General features: G+C 70.3%; 10 protein-coding genes. 7 read left to right on the top strand and 3 right to left on the bottom strand.

Features of this window, described 5'->3' with window-relative positions:
- Positions 1-41: 41 nt before the first annotated feature.
- Together VGV60_03935 and VGV60_03930 are read right to left on the bottom strand one after the other, a co-directional pair.
- Entirely contained in the window at positions 42-1,451 is a 1,410-nt protein-coding gene (locus VGV60_03935) for an Nramp family divalent metal transporter (protein ID HEV8700406.1), read from the bottom strand.
- Positions 1,452-1,482: 31 nt separating this feature from the next.
- Positions 1,483-1,716, bottom strand: a complete 234-nt coding sequence (locus VGV60_03930; protein ID HEV8700405.1) for a hypothetical protein — start codon at positions 1,714-1,716, stop codon at positions 1,483-1,485.
- A 93-nt stretch (positions 1,717-1,809) separates the two neighbouring features.
- Here VGV60_03930 and VGV60_03925 point away from each other — a divergent pair, with 93 nt between their 5' ends.
- A complete protein-coding gene (locus VGV60_03925) occupies positions 1,810-2,025 on the top strand; it encodes a hypothetical protein (GenBank protein ID HEV8700404.1) in 216 nt (71 codons plus the stop codon).
- 42 nt (positions 2,026-2,067) lie between these two features.
- Positions 2,068-2,484, top strand: a complete 417-nt coding sequence (locus VGV60_03920) for a hypothetical protein (GenBank protein HEV8700403.1) — start codon at positions 2,068-2,070, stop codon at positions 2,482-2,484.
- On the opposite strand, the gene VGV60_03915 is transcribed toward VGV60_03920, so the two are convergent.
- Positions 2,481-2,969: a hypothetical protein gene (locus VGV60_03915; GenBank protein ID HEV8700402.1), complete on the bottom strand. Its 489-nt coding sequence runs from the start codon at positions 2,967-2,969 to the stop codon at positions 2,481-2,483. The two genes, VGV60_03920 and VGV60_03915, sit on opposite strands and share 4 nt — an antisense overlap.
- A 237-nt stretch (positions 2,970-3,206) precedes the next feature.
- Between VGV60_03915 and VGV60_03910 the strand changes: the two genes are divergently transcribed.
- From VGV60_03910 to VGV60_03890, 5 genes are all read left to right on the top strand, one after another.
- Positions 3,207-5,312: an ATP-binding protein gene (locus VGV60_03910; GenBank protein ID HEV8700401.1), complete on the top strand. Its 2,106-nt coding sequence runs from the start codon at positions 3,207-3,209 to the stop codon at positions 5,310-5,312.
- 353 nt (positions 5,313-5,665) lie between these two features.
- Positions 5,666-8,416: a S41 family peptidase gene (locus VGV60_03905; GenBank protein ID HEV8700400.1), complete on the top strand. Its 2,751-nt coding sequence runs from the start codon at positions 5,666-5,668 to the stop codon at positions 8,414-8,416.
- Between the two features lie 320 nt (positions 8,417-8,736).
- The gene (locus tag VGV60_03900) at positions 8,737-9,822 is read left to right on the top strand and encodes a hypothetical protein (protein HEV8700399.1); all 1,086 of its coding nucleotides are present in this window, start codon (positions 8,737-8,739) and stop codon (positions 9,820-9,822) included.
- A 195-nt stretch (positions 9,823-10,017) separates the two neighbouring features.
- The gene (locus VGV60_03895) at positions 10,018-11,286 is read left to right on the top strand and encodes a hypothetical protein (protein ID HEV8700398.1); all 1,269 of its coding nucleotides are present in this window, start codon (positions 10,018-10,020) and stop codon (positions 11,284-11,286) included.
- 21 nt (positions 11,287-11,307) lie between these two features.
- The gene (locus VGV60_03890) at positions 11,308-17,835 is read left to right on the top strand and encodes a translocation/assembly module TamB domain-containing protein (GenBank protein HEV8700397.1); all 6,528 of its coding nucleotides are present in this window, start codon (positions 11,308-11,310) and stop codon (positions 17,833-17,835) included.
- The last annotated feature ends 38 nt before the right edge of the window (positions 17,836-17,873 follow it).

Raw genomic sequence — 17,873 nt, 5'->3', positions numbered from 1 at the left:
GGGGATCCGGCCCGGGGCACGGACAGGCTCCCGGGCCCCGGTCAGCGCAGGAGCGCCATGAGGTACAGCACCGCGAGGAGGGTGTAGGCGACGCCCGAGAGGACGAGCAGGCTGCGTGACGCGGCCCCCGCGGGGTCGAGATCCGGGGCGAGGCGCGGCAGGACGATCCGGTCGAGGAAGACGAGAGCCCAGGTGTAGATGACCGTGCCGACGAACCCGATCACCGCGGTCATGAGGATGAGGGCCCCCGGCTCGCCGAGCGGCAGCGTGACGATCGTGAGCCCCGACCCGGCCCCCAGGAAGATGTAGTAAAGCCGCCGCGCCGGAACGGCCGCGCAGCGCGGGAAGACGGCGCGGCAGACGTCCGCGTGCACGCGCGCGACCGTATCCATCGTGCCGATCCAGGTGTCGCACAGGAAGGCGGCCGCGACGATCAGGAACAGGACGCGCCCGACGCCGCCGAAGCGCACGGAGAAGAACTCGCTCTGCACCACCGCCAGGTGGTACCCCTCGGGGTAGAGGCCCCGCGGAAAGAGAAGCGCCCAGGCCAGGAGGCAGGTCATCAGGGTCGTCGCCAGGTTTCCGAGGACGCCGACGCCGGAATCGAACAGCAGAAAGCGCTGCCAGAGGCGAAGCTGCGGCCCGCCCCGATCCGGAAGGAGCGGCTCCTCCTGCGCCGCCGACGCGACGGCGCCGGCCGCGGGAGCGGCCGCCTCGAGGTGGCCCGCCATCCCGGCCCCCTTGGCGCGCAGCCAGTAGGAATAGAACAGCGTCCAGAAGCCGCCGAGGCCGGCGAACGTGATGGCGGTCAGCAGACGCGTCGCGTCGCCCGGGTCCCATGGCCGGGGTGGGGGCCATTCGGGGCGCACCAGGCCCGCGAGGAACGAGGGGAGGGCGGCGAGCACCGCCGGGTGGGAGCAGGCCAGCACGAGCCCCGCCAGAGTGCCCAGCGACACGATCCACATGAACCATTCGATGAACCGGTAGAAGCGGCGGCTGACGAGAAACGCTCCGAGCAGGAGCGTCATCGACACATAGGCCCACAGGATGGTGCGGGCGCGGTCGCCCCATCCGGCCGGCCAGTCGACGAGCGCGGCGAGGGCGGTCCCGCCGGCGGAGGCGAACGCCCCGACCCAGACGAACGACAGCGCGAGCAGGACCCAGAGAGCGATCCCGAAGCCGCGGTTCAGGCGCAGGAACCCGCGCACGATCGACTCGCCGGTCAGGATCGTGTAACGGCCGATCGCGTAGTTCACCGGCCACTGGATGAGGCAGGCGGGGACGAGCAGAAACAGGAACGCCAGGCCGTAGCGCGCCACGACGTACGGCCACCAGATCAGCTCGCCGCTGCCCTGCGCCAGCGCCAGCCAGACGATGCCCGGGCCCAGCGCCTTGAGATACCCGGGGAACGGAGGCAGGGGGAGCCTGCGGAACGGCCGGAGCCCGCTCACGCAGGCGGCGGGATCGGCATTCCGCCCGGCGTCAAGCGACGCGCTCCTCGCGATTGGCCCCCTCCGCCCGGGACGGGCGACGGCGGCCGAACAGGGTCGAGGCCCAGCGCGAGGCATAGTACAGGGCGGTCATGCAGATCATCGCCGGCACCGCGACGATCGCCAGGAGCAGGAGCGAGAGGAGGCCGAGGGGCACCCGCACGATGTAGTCGGTCAGGGTCAGGCGCCGCCGCGGGCGCCCCCGCGCGTTGTCCGCACCGCTCATGGCGGGCGATTCTACCATCACGCGCTTGACGCGTGGCGCCGGGCGATGCTACGCTCCCGCCCCTTCCATCAAGGGTTCGACTGGAGGCGCCACATGGCCACATCCGGCCAATTGAAGACGAGAATCGACCGGCTCACGAAGAAGATCGCCGAGAAGGGGCCGTCCATGGCTCCGGACAAGCGGCGGTTGTTCGCCAAGAAGCTGAAGAGATGGCAGCGCGCGCGCCGCGTCGCCCTGGCCATGGAGAAGCGCCGGGCGGCGCCGGCCAAGAAGGACGAGAAGGTGGCGGCCCCCACCCCGGCGAGCTAGACAGTCCACCCAGGATCCACGAATCGAGGAGGAGACAGGAGCATGAACGCTGCGCGCAGCACGAGCGTCGTGATCGGGGCCGCGCTGATCGGGATGGCCCTGGTCGGATGCGGCTCGAGCGTCGACGAGATGATCATGAACCCGACCACCAAGGACGAGCTCATCGGCAAGCTCGTCACCGACGAGGTGGCCAAGCGGGACATCATGACGAAGCTGGCCACGAACAACGATTCGAAGAAGGAGATGGCCGAGACGCTTCTGGGCGATGTGTCCGTCAAGGCGCTCGCCGTCGAGAAGCTCATGGCCGACCCCACCCAGAAGGCGGCGATTGTCGGGAAGCTCCTGGCGGACGCCACGTCACGCGGCGAGCTGATCGCCACCCTGACGGGCGACGAGGCCAGCCGGAAGGAGCTGCAGGAAGCCCTGAAGAAGCCGCTCCCGAAGAAAGAGGGTTCCTAGAGCGCGTTCACCTGGACGGCGTTCGAGATGGCCCGGTGGCCGGTGTGGTCCACCATGCTCAGGCGGACCCGGTACACCCCGGGGCGATCGAAGCGCATCTCGTGCTTGTAGTCGAAGCCGTCCGCCGTCCGTACCAGGGTCCCGGTGGAGCAGGCCGGTTCGTTCGCGGAGTCACCGCGCTCGGGTCGCGATGTCGGGGCCATCGGATCGTCGCCCCCCCTGCCGTCGCGGGACCCGGTGAAATCGGACTGCATCGCGGCCTCGCGGCACAGCTCCAGCCGCCCGGGCTCGACCGAGCTGTTCACCTTTCCGTAAAGCGAGACCGTGAAGGGGACGAAGCCGGTCACCCGATCGGCGGCAATCCACAGCGCGGACCCGTTCTCCTTGGATCTCAAACCTTTGGACCAGGCGGGCGCGACCCCCGCCAGGATCAGAAGGACCCCCCCCGCCACCATCGCCGCTCGCGACCACCCGGTTCCATTCATTGTCCCGCCCTCCCAGCGCGACAGATCTTGCCCGTTCATTGCGTATATGTAATAGAGCAAATTTGACTATGAAACAAGACGTGAATCTATCACACTTCACACAGGAGTCAATGCTAATTTTCGTAATGTTGACTGTGGCTTACGATCAACTTATATTGCAAATGCGTCAGAGGAAATCGGTCTCTCTAGAGCCGCGCACGGCGGAGTCCCTTGCGCATCAGCGGCGAGACGAAACATTTGTCCGAAGAGATTCTTCAGCAGGTCTGCCGCGAAATCGGCGACCTGCTGCCATGCGATCGCATCTGCCTGGCGCTGCCATCCTCCGACGCGACACGGATCACCCTTCTGACCGCCCACCCGTCCAACGAGCGGCACGCCTCGCATTCGGTGCGCCGGAAGGGCTCCCGCGCCGCGCAGGTGCTGCGCAAGGGGGCGGTGGAGTACTCGTCGAACCTGCACAAGTCCACCCCTTTCCCCGAAGACAGGATCCTGAGGAAGCGGGGCGTCGCCGAGGCGGCGTTCGTCCCGCTCGGCGTGGGCGACAGCGCCGGCTGCGTCCTGATCCTGGGAAGCAACGTGCCGGGCGGCATGGAGGGGAAGGCGACGGGAATTCCGCCGGAGGCCCTGGGCCGGGTCGCGGCGGCGATCGGCGCGTCAGGCGGCGCTGTGGAGGCGTCCGGGAGCGTCCTGCGCCGGGTGGCCGAGTTCAGCAAGGTGGCCAACCGCATCGTCCAGGAGGACGATCTCGATACCGTGTGCCGGTTGTTTCTCGAAGCGGTGCGCGGCCACTCGGGCTACACGCGAGCGGTCCTCACGCTTCTGGACGATGACGGTGGCGATCTGAAGTTCTTCTTTACCGGTTTCGACGACCGCCAGGTCGACTATTTCCACGCCCACAAGCCGACGCGGGAACAGCGCGAATCCATCTTCCGGGAGGGCCGTCGGATCGGCAACTCGTACCTGGTCGCCATGTCCGCCTGCAACGACGGCGGCCTGCGTCCCGGCGCGGCGAAGGACCTCCTGTTCATTCCCCTCTACGGCTCCGGCGCCGCCCTGGTCGGTACGGTCATGCTCGTGGAGCCCGCGGCGGGGCCGCCGGCCGCCGAGTCGCTGTCGCTCATCGAGCTCTTCGCCGGACAGATGGGCCACGCCATCCAGAAGAAGCGCCTCGATCGCGACATCAAGAGCATGGAGGCGCAGTTGCTGTCCGCTCAGTCGCAGCTCCTGCAGGCCGAGAAGATGTCGGCGATCGGCCTTCTGATCTCGGGGGTGACGCACGAGCTCAACAACCCGCTCTCGGGGATCATGGGGTTCGCGCAGCTGCTGCTGGCCAGTGAGGTGAATCCCAAGACGCGCAAACACCTCGATCGCATCCACGGCGAGGCGGTGCGCTCGCAGAAGATCGTGCAGAACCTCCTGTCGTTCTCCCGCCGGCACAAGCCCGAGAAGACGTACGAGGACCTGGGCCGGGTCATCGACGGCGTCCTGGATCTGCGCCAGTACCAGCTCAAGGTGGACAACGTCGAGGTGGTGCGCCGCTACGACCCGCGCCTGCCCAAGACGATGCTGGATTTCCATCAGCTCCAGCAGGTCATCCTGAATGTGGTCAACAACTCGCACCACGCCATGATGGAGGTGGGCGACCGTCCGCGGCGGCTGGTGATCGAGACGCGACAGTCGGGCTCCATGCTGCGCGCCAGCTTCACCGACAGCGGCACCGGGATTCCGAAGGACCGGCTCGAGTCGATCTTCGACCCGTTCTTCACGACCAAGAGAGGCGGCAGAGGAACCGGCCTCGGCCTGAGCGTGTCGCGCGCCATCATCAAGGACCACCAGGGCGCCGTGACCGCCGAGAGCGTCGTGGGGGAAGGGACGACGATTCACGTCGACCTGCCGATCGTCGGCGAGAAGCGCGGAGACGGCGCCCCCGAAGAGGAGACCAAGACGACGGGCGCGCCACCCGCCCGCCTGCGGTTGCTGGTCGTCGACGACGAGATGATCCTGGTGGAGCTCCTCACCGAATTCCTGAGGATGCACGGACATCAGGTGGACGAGGCGCGCAACGGCCAGGCGGCGCTCAAGATGGCGACCGCCAACGAGTACGACGTGATCCTGTCCGATCTCAAGATGCCCGGCCTCGACGGCCAGGGATTCTACGAGCGCCTCCTGAAGGTCAAGCCCAGGATGGCGCGCCGCTTCATCTTCACGACGGGCGACCTGGCGAGCCCCAAGACCCAGGCCTTCTTCCAGGCCACCGGCTGTCCCTACCTCTCCAAGCCGTTCCGGCTCGAGATGGTGCTCACTCTCCTCCAGCAGATCACGCGCGACACCCAGGTCGCCTGAGGCGCCCTCGCCCGACCGCGGAGACATCCCCCCATCGAGTTGCGCGCCAGGCAGGGGCGCGGCGGTCTGACCCGCGACGCACCGCCGGGCATCTCTCCGCGCGCGGGTTCGTGTGGCTTCACGTGGAGCGGACTGCACGCGGACAGCGACGAGGGGCATCCTCAATCGCAGGTGGCGGGCGGCAGCGCGGCGCGCCGATTTCGAGCCGCGCGATGTGAGAGAGATGGGCGACCGCGATCCCGCGCGTGCGAGCCATGAGGCGCGCCGCGCTGCCGCCCGCCACCGGTGACTGAGGAGGTTGGGCGTCGCAGGTCGTTGACAGGCGTGTCTTGCCGCCGTACGCTTGGGATCCCGTGACTCCGCCGTCGAGACTCCGCGCCTTCCGCCGTCCCGGCAGATTGCCGGGGATCGCCGCGCTGCTCATCGCCTCGTGCCTGCCGCCGGCGTCGATGTCCGGGACCGCGTCCGCCGCGCCGCCGCCCGACGGAGAATCGAAAACCGAAGCGCAGTCGCCGGAAGCGATCCGGACGGGTCCGACGGGGGTGGAGGAGCTGGTCAAGCGGGGGAACCAGGCCCGGCGGGACGGCCAGGTGCGAGAGGCGATCGCAGCCTATCGCAAGGCGCGCGATCTGGCCCCTCACACGTACGAGATTCGCATCCTGCTGGCCGACACGCTGCGGCGCACGGGCGATGCGGTCCGGGCGCTGCCGGAATACGAGGCCGCTCTCGCCCTGAATCCGTCGCGTTACGAGGCGTATGCCGGGAAGGCCCAGATCCTGAGGACGGGCTACGACCACGAAGCGGCGGCCGTCCTGCTGCAGGAGGCACTGGAGCGGGTCGAACCCGCCGGGCGCCCGGACATCCTCCTGGTCCTGGCGGAGACCCGTCGCCGGCAGAAGCGCCTCGATGAGGCCGGCCACCTGATCGACGCCGTCCTCCAGGCGCGGCCCGGGGACGCTCCGGCGATCGGCATCCGGGCGCGCATGGCGGAGGATCGGGGCGACCTGTCCGCCGCGATCGCCGCATGGGACGCCTATCTCGCGGCCAGGCCGGACGACGAGCCGGCGGATCTGCGGCGCCGGGAGCTGCACGAGCTCAAGGCCTCGATCGCGGCGTTGCGCGAGGCCGCGTCCGGCCGGGCGAGTGGTCCGGTCCTGCGCGAGCTCGGGCGACTGCAGGCGGTGGCGGGGGACGCGGCGTCCGCCGCGGAGTCGTTCCGGGGCGCCCTGGGAATCGCGCCGGCCGACGACGAGGCGCGGCTCGGATTGGCGCAGGCACTGCGCGACACGGGCCCCGCGGGCGCCGCGCGGGCCGCGCGCGAGTTCAGACGGCTCCTGAAGTCGAGGCCCGGCGACCCGGTCGCACTGTTCAATCTCGCGGCGCTGGCCTTCGCCGCGGACGACGCCGCAGGCGAGGGGGACGCCTGGCGGGCGCTTCACGCCGCCCGGCCCGATGATCTGGTCGCCCTGCGCGGTTTCGTCTCGTATCTCGAACGCCAGGGCCCGGAGGCGCTGGCGCGGGCCGCCGGCGCCACACCGGAATCCACGGCCGGGGTGGAGGTCGCCGCCGGCGTGTTGCGCGGCCGGGCGCTCCTGCTCGCCGCCGCGGAACGCTGGGACGGGGCGGCGGACGCGCTCTACCAGGCCCTGCGGCGCGATCCGACCGATCCCTGGACGCTGGAGATCGCCGGCGACATCCTGTTCCTGAATCCGCGGCTCATGACCACGCTGGGGGACAGGCTGCGGGCCGGCCTCGCGGGGGGAGCGGGCTCGCCTGCCGAGCGCGTCCTCCTGGCCAGGCTGCACTGGTGGTCGGGACGGGGGGACGAGGCGCTGATCCTCCTGCGCCAGACGGTCGCGGCGTTCCCCGATTCGGCGCTGGCGCGCTCGGCGCTGGGGGAGGCCTACCAGGAGATCGGCCGCAACCAGGGCATGGCGCTCGAAGAGCTGAAGCGCGCGGTCGATCTCGACCCCGCGCGCGTCGCGGCGCACGTCGATCTGGCCCTCGCGATCCTGCGCACGGGCCGGCCGAAGCCGGCGGAAGCGGCGGCGCGGCGCGCGCTGGGCCTCCTTCCAGGGTCGGCCCCGATCCTCTCGGTCCTGGGCGCGGCCCTCGCCGAACAGGGAGACTTCCAGGCTGCGGCGGACGCCTATGCCGCCGCCCTGGCCGCCGATCCCGCCGACAACTTCGGCCTGGCCCGGGGCCAGCTGCCTCTGGCGCTTGCCGCGGCCGGGCGCCACGTGGAGGCGCGCCGGGCGTTGCGCGGATCGATTCCGCCGCTCCCCGACATCCTGTACCGCGAAGCATGGGCCTTCGCCCGCGACTCGTTCCGCGACCGGTCGTACAACGGCCAGGACTGGCTCGCGTGGAGGACGCGCTACCGCGGGGCGCTGCGGGGCGAGGAGGAGACCTGCCGCGCCATCGCGACCATGCTCGGCTCGCTCGGCGATCCGTACACGCGGCTCCGCGACCCGGAAGAGACCGCGGCGCTGTTCCTGACGGCGCGCGGATCGACGTCGGCGACCGATCCGCTCGGCCGGGCGGCGATCCAGAGCCGGACTCTGGCCACCGGCGAGCTGCCCGGCGGTCTCGGCTACATCCGGCTGGGCAATCTCACGGATCCCGGCGTCGTCGCGGAGGTGCGCGCGGCGCTGGAGCGGATGCGCAGGATGGAAGGGATCGTCCTCGACCTGCGGGGCAACACGGGCGGCCTCGCCCGATCGGCGGACGCGATTGGCGATCTCTTCGTCGGTCCGGGCAAGGAGGCCGGCGTCGATGTCGGCCGGTCCGGAGAGACGACCCAGGTGACGGGGGGCGACGGGGCCCTGATCGAGAGTCCGCTCATCGTCCTGGTGGACGGCCAGACCGGCAGCGCCGCCGAGCGGCTGGCGCGCACGCTCGAGACCACCGGCCGCGCCTCGCTCTCCGGGGCCGCGACGTTCGGCAAGGGGAGGGCGCAAATTTCCCGCGTCCTGCCCGGCGGCACGACCGTCCTGGTGACCGCGAGCGAAATGCTCGGTCCCGACCGGCGGCCGATCCAGGGCAAGGGGCTGCAGCCTGGCAAGAGCGTCGAGCCTCCCGCTCCCGACCCGTCCCGACCCTAGATCTCTGCAACGTGTGAGATCTTCACACGTGAGTCAAGTTTTCGGATGCGTCGGGTTGCCAGTCAAGTCATTGGACGCTCGTCGGTTTGAGGCCGTAGGCTTCGCTAGGAGCCTGTCCGAGTATTGGGCCGGCCCGGCCGAATACTCGGACAGGCTCCTATACAACCGCCCACGATTCGGAGTCGGTCCCCTGGTTGTCAGGCAACGATCCGAGTTCCGGGTCCAGCGGGGATGAAATTGACAGCAACCCTGGGGGGTTGTAGATTCATGGCATCTTGCCGCATCTGCGCGATCGATTCACGCGCCAGGGGAGGAAAAGCGTGCCTCCGAAGAGAATTCTCCGGCTTGCCGCCGCCGCGTGTGCCCTGTCTTGCCTGTGGCCGGGGCCTGTGCCGGCCGGGCCCGACCCGCCCATGTCGCACCGCGGATCCTACTTCCCGCTCCAGGTGGGAAACGAATGGGTTTACGGATTCACCGGCATATACTCCGGCCAGCTCCTGCGCGTCGAGGTGCTCGACCGCGTCACCGAGCCGAACGGGCGAACCTACTTCACCCTGAGAGGGTATCTCGGTCCGCCCGAAGTCTCTCCGGACCGTCCGGTCACGACCTCGCGGGACGGCGTCGTGTCGGAGTTCAATCCCGACGGGACCGAGGACAACCTGTGGTACCTCCTGAACGCCCCCGTCGGCACGACCTGGACCTTTAAACTGGAGCCGCTCCCTCCAGGCAACCCGGTCGATTTCTGTCACGATGGCGTGACCGCGAAAATCGGAAGCCGCAGCGGAGTCGTGGAGGTCCCGGCCGGCCGCTTCGCCGACGTGGTGCGCGTCGACTTCCTCCAAGGCTGCTTTGACGCCGGAGTTCTGGGCGAGTATTTCGCACCGGGTGTGGGGCTCGTGCTCCGCGTCGAGGACAGCTTCTTCGGCCCGTTCACGATGGACCTTCTGTGGGCCAAGGTCGGGGGCGAACTGCTACCCCGGCTACCGTACACGACCTCCCTTTCTCTCGACCGGGCCGACTACCGGCAGGACCCGGCGGCCACGGACCCCTCTGCCGCCCCGACGGTCACAGCGCTCTTCACCCTGCGCAACCGCACTGCGGACCCGCTCGTGTTCACCTTCGACGGCTGCAGGAGCGCGCGCGTGTCGCTCACCAACGAGGCGGGTGAGGTCGTGCGTCTCTCACGGGCAACGGACGGCGGCGGGTGTTGCGGCTGCGCTCCGCCGTTCGAGTTCCGGCTGGTGGACGACACGCTCGTCCTGAGAGCCCCGATCCGGCTGCTGACGCGCGACAACCATCTCCTGCCCTTCGGGCGCTACACCGTCGTCGCGACACTGGAGGATCTCGGCCCGGCAGCGCTTCATCCGTCCGCCGCCGCCACCTTCGAGCTGCGGGCCGCTCCGTGAGCGGCCGGGCCGCGCAGGGCAGCCTCCCGGGTGCCCGCGAGTCCTCACTCGCGAAGATAGACCGCCGGTGCCGCCCGGCATGACCTGCTCCGAATCGTGGACTCCAATTTAGCTCCCCGGAGCCCGTCCGTATGGTCGGACAGGCTCCCGGCCGCGCCGGGACCCGCGCTTCGGGCGTGCTAAGATACGCGCCCGATGAGCGAGCCGACGCAACGCCCGAAGGCGCCCGACGCCGTCTCCTCCGGCCCCCGCGATCGCGTCCGCCGCCGCGCGCTGGCCATCGTCGCGAGCCTCGCTCCGGGAGCGGCCCCGCAGGGGCTGGGCGGCTTCTGGGCCAACGCGTGGCCGTTTCCCGCCGTCGTCTTCTCGGCGTTCATGATCTCCTGGGGCGCCGAATGCGCGCAGTTCCTGGTGTCGCAGGGCATGGCGCTCGCCATCCTGGCCTGGCTCCAGGCGCTGCCGGAGTTCGCCGTCGAGGCGGTCATCGCCTGGTCGCAGCAGATTCACTTCATGACCGCGAACTTCACCGGGTCCCTGCGCCTGCTGGTCGGTCTCGGGTGGCCCTTGATCTACTTCGTCGCCGCCCTCGGGACCTGGGCGCGCGAGCGGCGCCTGCTGCGCACCATCCACCTCGAAGAAGAGCACTGCATCGAGGTGCTCGCCCTGGGCCCGCCGATCCTCTATTTCCTGTTCATCTACTTCAAGGGGACCCTGACGCTCGTCGACGCCGGAGTCCTGATGGGGCTCTACATCCTGTATCTCTGGGTGCTCAAAAAGGTGCCGCCGCGGGAGGCCGAGGAGATTGCGGATCTCGAGGCGATTCCGCGCCGCGTCATGGGCCTGTCCCGCCGCAATCAGATCCTGGTGATCACCTTCTTCTTCGTCGTCGGCGGCGGGATCCTGTTCATCGCGGCCGAGCCGTTCCTGCACAGCATGCTGCGCTTCGCGGTCTTCTTCGGCGTGTCGGAATACCTGTTCATCCAGTGGGTCGCGCCGTTCCTCTCCGAGTTCCCGGAGAAGATCAGCGCCCTGTACTGGGCGCGGCGGCCGGGCAAGGCGCCGATGGCCCTGATGAACATGGTCTCGGCCAATGTGAACCAGTGGACCATGCTCGCCGCGATGATTCCCGTCGTCTATAGTTTCAGCGTGGGGGCGCCGTCGACGATCCCGTTCGACGACTTCCAGCGGTCCGAGATCCTGCTGACCGTAGCGCAATCGATGCTTGGGCTCCTGCTCCTCTCCAACATGTCCTTTCACATCTTGGAGGCGGGCGGGATCTTCTGCCTCTGGGGTCTCCAGCTCGTCCGCCCCCACCTGCACACGGAGGTCACCCTCGTCTACTTTGCGTGGGTCGCGTACGAGCTGTTCATGGCCGTCGTGGTCCGCCGCCGACTCGACGCGCTCGGCGCGTTCGTCCGGACCTGGAAGGCCCACGGGACGCGGGTCCGTGTCTCCGCGCCGTAGCTGCCGGGATCCGAGTTCGCCGTGACCCGCGGTCGCCTCACGACACTCACGCTCACGGTCGCCGCCGTGATCGCCGCGGCGGTTTTCGGGCTGCCCCGTGCCAAGCGCTGGGGCGAGGGGAGGCTGCGCCGGGTCCTCGAAGAGCGCGCCAGCGCATTCTGCGGAGCCCCTGTGCGCATCGGGCGGCTCACCCTCGAGCTCGTGCCCGCCGGAATCCATCTGGAATCGATCGACGTGGAACGCCGCGGCAACCGCGGTTCGGAGGCGACCGCCTCCGCGGGCCGCCTGACGGTCCGCGCCTCGATTCTGACCTTCCTGCGCGCCAGGCCCGGCCCGGTGACCGTCCGGATCGAGCGCCCGAGCGTCAAGGTCCTTCTCGCCGAGGGACGGCCGTTCGACCTCTCCTCCCTGCTGGGCGGTGCGTCCGGGGGATCAGGCGGTCCGGGGGCTTCGCCCGGGGCCGGCGGCCTTGGCGGCTCCGCGGCGTGGCTGGCCGCGGTGCCGGCCGGCTCGTCGCTTGCGATCAAGGACGGTGTCGCGGACATCGAGCTGGTGGGCAGGTCGCGGGCCCGGCTGGCCGGGCTGCGACTCGATGCCAGCCCCGGGCCGGCCGGCCGGGTGGCGGGCCGCATGTCCTTCGACAAGGGGGACTACCAGGGACCGGGCGGCGCCTGGCAGGGTCTCAGCGGGGACACCGCCTTCACGGCCTCGCCCGCCGAGGTCCGTTTCGATCCTCTGGCGATCCACGCCGACGGCCTGGATCTCTCGGGCCGCGCCACGCTGGGCCTCGACGGCCCGCCCGCTCTCGAAGGCGCCCTCGATGGAGCCGTCCAGCTCGATCGGCTGGCGCGCTTCCTCCCCGAAGGCTCGGCACCCGCCGGCCAGCTCCGGGTCTCGCTCCAGGGCAGCCTGGGCCGCGGGAAAACCGAGGCGCGCGGCGGCCTCGAGATCGGCAACCTCGGCCTCTGGGGAATTTCCGTGGGCACCCTGCGCAGCGACGTGCTGATCGACGAGACGGTGCACCTGCGGGGCCTGCGGGCCCACCTTCTCGGCGGCGAAGCAACCGGATCGGCCGACATCACCCTCACCGGAGGCGGCTTCGAGGCGGAGACCGAGCTGCGTGTCGACGGCGTCGACGTGGCGCAGGTCCTGGAGCATGCCGCCTGGACGGGGCCGCCTCTCACCGGCACGATCCACTACAGCGGCCGGCACCATATCGGCAGCGGCGGGATCGCCAGCCTGCGAGGCTCCGGTGTCCTCGACGCCGTCGGCCAGTACCGCTCGGGACGCGGAAACGACCTGCCGCTGGAGGTCACCGCCGGGCTCGTCACCGAGGGGGGCTCCCTGCGGCTCACGAACGGGTCGTTGCGCGCCGGTTCGACCCGCGCCGGGTTCTCGGGCACGGTGGCGCCGGGCGAAGGCATCCGCCTGAAGCTCACGGGGGGCACCGGAAACCTGACGGAAATCCTCCCGCTCTTTGCGCCCCCCGGCAGGAAACCGCCGCGCCCGGACGCGCGACCACCGGGCGGCAAGGACCCCGGGGGACGTCCCGCCGCGCGTCCCGCGACCCGCCGCGCCCCTCGCATCGAGGCCGTCATCCTGCCACTTGTACAGCTAGGAGTGGGTCCGAGTATTCGGCCGGGCCAATACTCGGACACACTCCTTGCCTCCTGGCCGCCGCGCCCCCCGCGTTCGCGGTCCTCGAATCACGGCCGGGTTGTCCGCACGGCCGCGACCCCCGTCGCGGCCCGGTCAGGTGCCGTGCCGGAAGACGACGGCGCGCTCGTGCGCATCACGCGGTTGCTCGGCGGCCGCTGGGAATGGGACGGCGATCTCGGCTACGGCAAGGCGGGCGTGGAGTTCGACGGAACGCTGCGCGGCTTCGACCTGACCTACCGGGGCGTCGCGATCGGATCGCTGCGGGCGCGCATTGCCTACCACGACGGCGCCCTGGCCTTCGAGGAGGGGGACCTGCGGCTCGACGACGCGTCGTACGTGACGCTGCACGGGCGCATCGATTTTGGCGGCGAGGGATCGGTCACAGTCGAAGCCGCCGCCACGAATTTTCCGCTGGAGCCGGCGCTGGCGGCTCTCGGGATCCCGGCTCCGGCGCGCGGGCGACTGACCGGCCCGGTCGTCATCACCGGCCGGCCGGACGCCCTGGCCGGACGGGCCACCGTCGAGTCGGCGCCGTTCGCCCTGGCCGGGCTGGAGTTCGATCGCCTGCAGGGCGATCTGATCTTCACGCCCGACCTGCTCGAGTTCTCTGCCGTGACACTCTCCCGGGGACCGGGCCGTCTCGCGGTGGAGGGACGGATCCCCTATGTCGCCGGCGACTGGCTGCCGGCGGAGGGGGAGGCGCCGGCGGGGCTGGCGCTCAACGGCCATGATCTGGATCTCTCCCTCGATTCGAAGGCGCGCGCCCTGGGGCTCCAGGGCACGGCGTCCCTGGAGGGGCGGATCGAAGGGGCCCTGGCGGCGCCGGGGGGATCGATCACCATTCAGGCCGTCGACGTGCAGGCGCGCGGCGCGCGCATCGGGGAGGTGCGGGGACGGCTCGATCTCGAAGGCCGCGCCGCCCGGCTCGAGCTGCACGCGCCCGCCCGCGGCCTGTCGATCACCGGCCGGATCGGGTTCGGCGCCGAGGAGCCGTCCGACCTCCGCGCCGTCCTGTCCGGGACGGAGCTCAATGGCCAGGAGATCGTCCACGGCTCGCCCGAGGACGCGCGCCTCCTGCTGTCGGGCGAGGTCCAGGCACGCGGCCCTCTGGCCTCCCCGGAGCGACTCGAGGCGCGGGCGGTCCTCGATCGGGTCGAGGTCTCCATGGCGGGGATGCGTCTCGTGGCGCGGGCGCCCATGGAGGTGGCCCTGCACGAGGGGAAACTGGCCCTCGCTCCGGTCGCCTTCGGCGGCGAGGGGAGCGAGGTCGAGCTGCGCGGCATGCTGGATCCCGGAGCCGCCGGCCTGATCGATTTCGCCGCCTCCGGCGGAGTCGACCTGAAGCTCCTGCGCCTCTTCGTCAAGGGACTCCAGGCGAGCGGCACGGCGCAGTTCTCCATGCAGGTGGGGGGCCCGCTGGCGTCCCCGGTGTTCGAGGGGAGCCTCCAGGCGGAGGCGGAGGCGATCCGCCACCCGGACCTGCCATTCCCGATCAGCCGGTTGCATGCCGCGGCCGTCTTCGAGGAGAACCGCCTGAAGATCGAGACCCTCGAATTCCTGGCGGGAGGCGGCCTGGTGCAGGGGACGGGCGAGGTGCTCCTGGGGGACCTGGAGCGATCGGAGTCGCCGTTCGCCATCCGCCGGGCCGCGGTCCGCTTCCAGGGGGCGAACGTGCATGCCGATCTGCCCGACGGCCTGCGCTCGACGTCGGATGTGGACGTGACCCTGAGCCGGGAGCGCGGAGAGACCCGGCTCTCGGGGACGATCGATCTCATCCGCAGCGTGTACGGGAAGGATTTTCGCCTGGACAAGGGGATGGGTCCGGCGCGCGCGGGGGACTCTCTGCGGGCCGAGCCCGGAGGTCCGCTCGCCGGCATCCATCTCGACCTCCTGATCCGCGCCCAGCAGGACGCCTGGCTGCGCAACGACTTCGGCACGATCGAGGGGCAGGGGGAGCTGCGCGTCCGCGGCACCTCGGACCACCCCACGCTGTCCGGCCGGATCACCGCCGTCGAGGGAGGGACCATCCGCTTCCGCAACGTGTCCTACCGCGTCCTCGCCGGCAGCATGGACTTCACCGATCCCGAGGTGATCGACCCGGTGTACGACCTGCAGGCGGAGACCCACGTTTCCGAATACCAGATCACCCTCCACGCCGAGGGGACGATGGGCGATTTCCGCTACGAGCTGTCGAGCAACCCGCCCTTGCCCGAGCAAGACATCGTGGCCCTCCTGCTCACCGGGCGCACCCTCGGGGCCTTCGGCCAGGAAGGGGGGGGCCTCGCCGAGGAGACGATTTCCTCCTACCTGACCGGGCGCCTGACCGGCGAGCTGACCGACCGGATGACGGGACGGGCGGGAATCGACCTGTTCAGCATCGATCCACTGCAGGCGAACGCCCAGGGCGATCCGACGACGCGCATCACCCTGGGCAAGCAGGTCACGCCCGATCTCTTCGTGGCCTACTCGAGCGACCTGAGCTCGACCCAGGGGGCGATCTACCAGCTCGACTACGCCCTGAGCCGCGACTTTCACTTCGCCAGCCTGCGCGACCGCGACGGCTCCATCGGCGGTGACTTCAAATACATCCTCAGGGGGAAGCCGCCAGTGCTGCCGGGGATCGTCGAGCCCCCCCCTCCTCCGCCGATCCTGGGGACTATCAAGATCGACGGCGTCCTGAGGATGAGGGAGGCGAGGGTGCGCCGCATCCTGCGCGTCCGGAAGGGGAGGCCGCGCGATCGCTCGGCCATCAACCAGGGCGTCGATCGCCTCCTGAAGAGCTACCGCGATCGCGGCTACCTGATGGCCGACGTCGATTACCACGAGACGCGGGCGGCGGACGGCAGCGCCGAGATGACCTTTCACGTGCGGTCCGGACCGCGCGTCGCGATCGTCTTCGACGGGACCCGGGGGCGGGCCGCGCTGCGCCTGGAGATCGAGCCGTTGTGGCAGAAGGGCCTGTTCATGGAGGACATCGTCGAGCAGGCGCGGACCCGCGTCGAGACGCTCCTCAAGGACCGGGGGTACCAGAAGGCCTCGGTCGCCTCGAAGATCGAGCGGCACGATCCGGACCTCGCTCGCGTCCGCTTCACCGTGACCCGCGGCCCTCGCACCCGGGCCAGGGAGGTGCGCGTCGAGGGCGCGTCGCGGATGGCGGAGAAGGACATCCGCAAGGTCCTCCGGACGGTCCCCGACGGCCCGCTGACGCGGGGCCTGGTGCGCGACGCGATCCTGGCGCGGGACGCCGCCGCGGTCCTGTCGCTCTACCTGTCGCGCGGCTTCCCCTTCGCCAGGGTCCCTCCGCCCGGGGTGGTCCTCGACGAGACGGGGCGCACGGCGGAGGTGACGTTCCGCATCGAGGAGGGTCCCCGGGTGGTGTTCGGCCCCGCGCGCTTCGAGGGCGCCAGGGCCTTCTACCCCGCGCTGCTCGACAAGGCGGTCGCGTTCAAGCCGGGGGAGCCGTACACCGCGGAGGCGATCGACGCGGCCATCGTCGGCCTGCGCCGACTGTACGACGTGCACGGGTATCCGGACGCCCGCATCTCCCGGAGCCCCATGCAGGCCGGCGCCGCGGAGGCCCCGGCTCCCGCGGACTACCCTGTCGTCGAGCAGCCGCTGTTCGTGATCGAGGAGGGCCGGCATCAGATGGTCGGCGACGTGCGAGTGGCCGGCAACGTCCTGACGCACGACGAGGTGATCCGGAAGGCACTGACCGTCGAGCCGGGCAGGTCGTTGAGCCGCGGCGAGCTGCAGGCCAGCCAGACACGACTGTACGGACGCGGGGTGTTCCGATCGGTGGCGGTCGAGCCGGAGCCCCTCCCCGCCGGCCCGCCGGAGAGCGCGGCACCTCAGGGGATCGTGAAGCGTGACGTGCTCGTGTCGGTGCGCGAATTGGCCCCTCTGACGCAGGTGTTCGGGCTGGGGTACGACAGCGAAGAGAAGCTGCGCGGCCAGTACGAGATATCGAACCGCAACATCTTTGGAAGCGGCCGCTATCTGGGCCTGCAGGCCCGCGCCAGCGACGTGCAGCAGCGCGGCGCCCTGTCGTACCGCGAGAAGGGGCTCTTCGGGGGTCGTCACGACCTGCTGGCCTCGGCCTTCGCGGAGAACGAGAAGCGTCCGGCGTTCGACGTGCGGACCATCGGGTCATCGATCCAGATGAGCCGCCGCATCACGCGCGCCACACGCACCCTGTACCGCTTCTCGCTCAAGGACGTGGACCTCTCCGATACGACGGCGGCCTTCGAGGGGTCGACGCTGCGCCTGGCGAGCCTCGCCACCTCCGCCTTGCATGACACGCGCGACGCGCCGTTCGATCCCCTGCGCGGGCACTACCTGAGCGGCGAGGTGCAGTTCTTCGGTCGCGGGATAGGCTCGGAGGCGGACTTCGTGAAGATGTACGCCCAGATTTACCGCTTCAAGCAGGTGTTTCCCCGGACCGTCTGGGCCCAGGCGCTGCGCGCCGGAGCCGCCATCCCGTTCGGGCGCTCGAAGGACGACCCGGCCGCAACCGGAGACGCGCTGTCGGGCGTGCCTCCCACCGAGCGCTTCTTCGCCGGCGGCGACACGACCGTGCGCGGCTTCAAGCGCGACCACCTCGGCCCGGACGTCAACGGCGACCCGGTCGGCGGCGAGGGGCTGTTCGTCTTCAACCAGGAGCTGCGCTTTCCGATCTTCCGGATGCTGGGAGGCGTCGTCTTCTACGATGCCGGCAACGTCTATCGAACGCTGACGGAGTACGACGTCCGGGACGTGCGCCACGTCGCCGGGTTCGGGCTTCGCCTGGCGACGCCGATCGGCCCGTTCCGCGTGGAATACGGCGCCATCCTCGATCGCGAGCCTGACGAGTCGCGGGGGGAACTGTTCTTCTCGATCGGGCAGGCGTTCTGAGGACCCGGGAGTGCGGCCGCATGTTCCGGCACGCTCCT

It is taken from the genome of Candidatus Polarisedimenticolia bacterium, from assembly GCA_036001465.1.
Taxonomy (GTDB): Bacteria; Acidobacteriota; Polarisedimenticolia; order Gp22-AA2; family Gp22-AA2; genus Gp22-AA3.
This window is presented reverse-complemented; position numbering and strand designations above follow the sequence as displayed.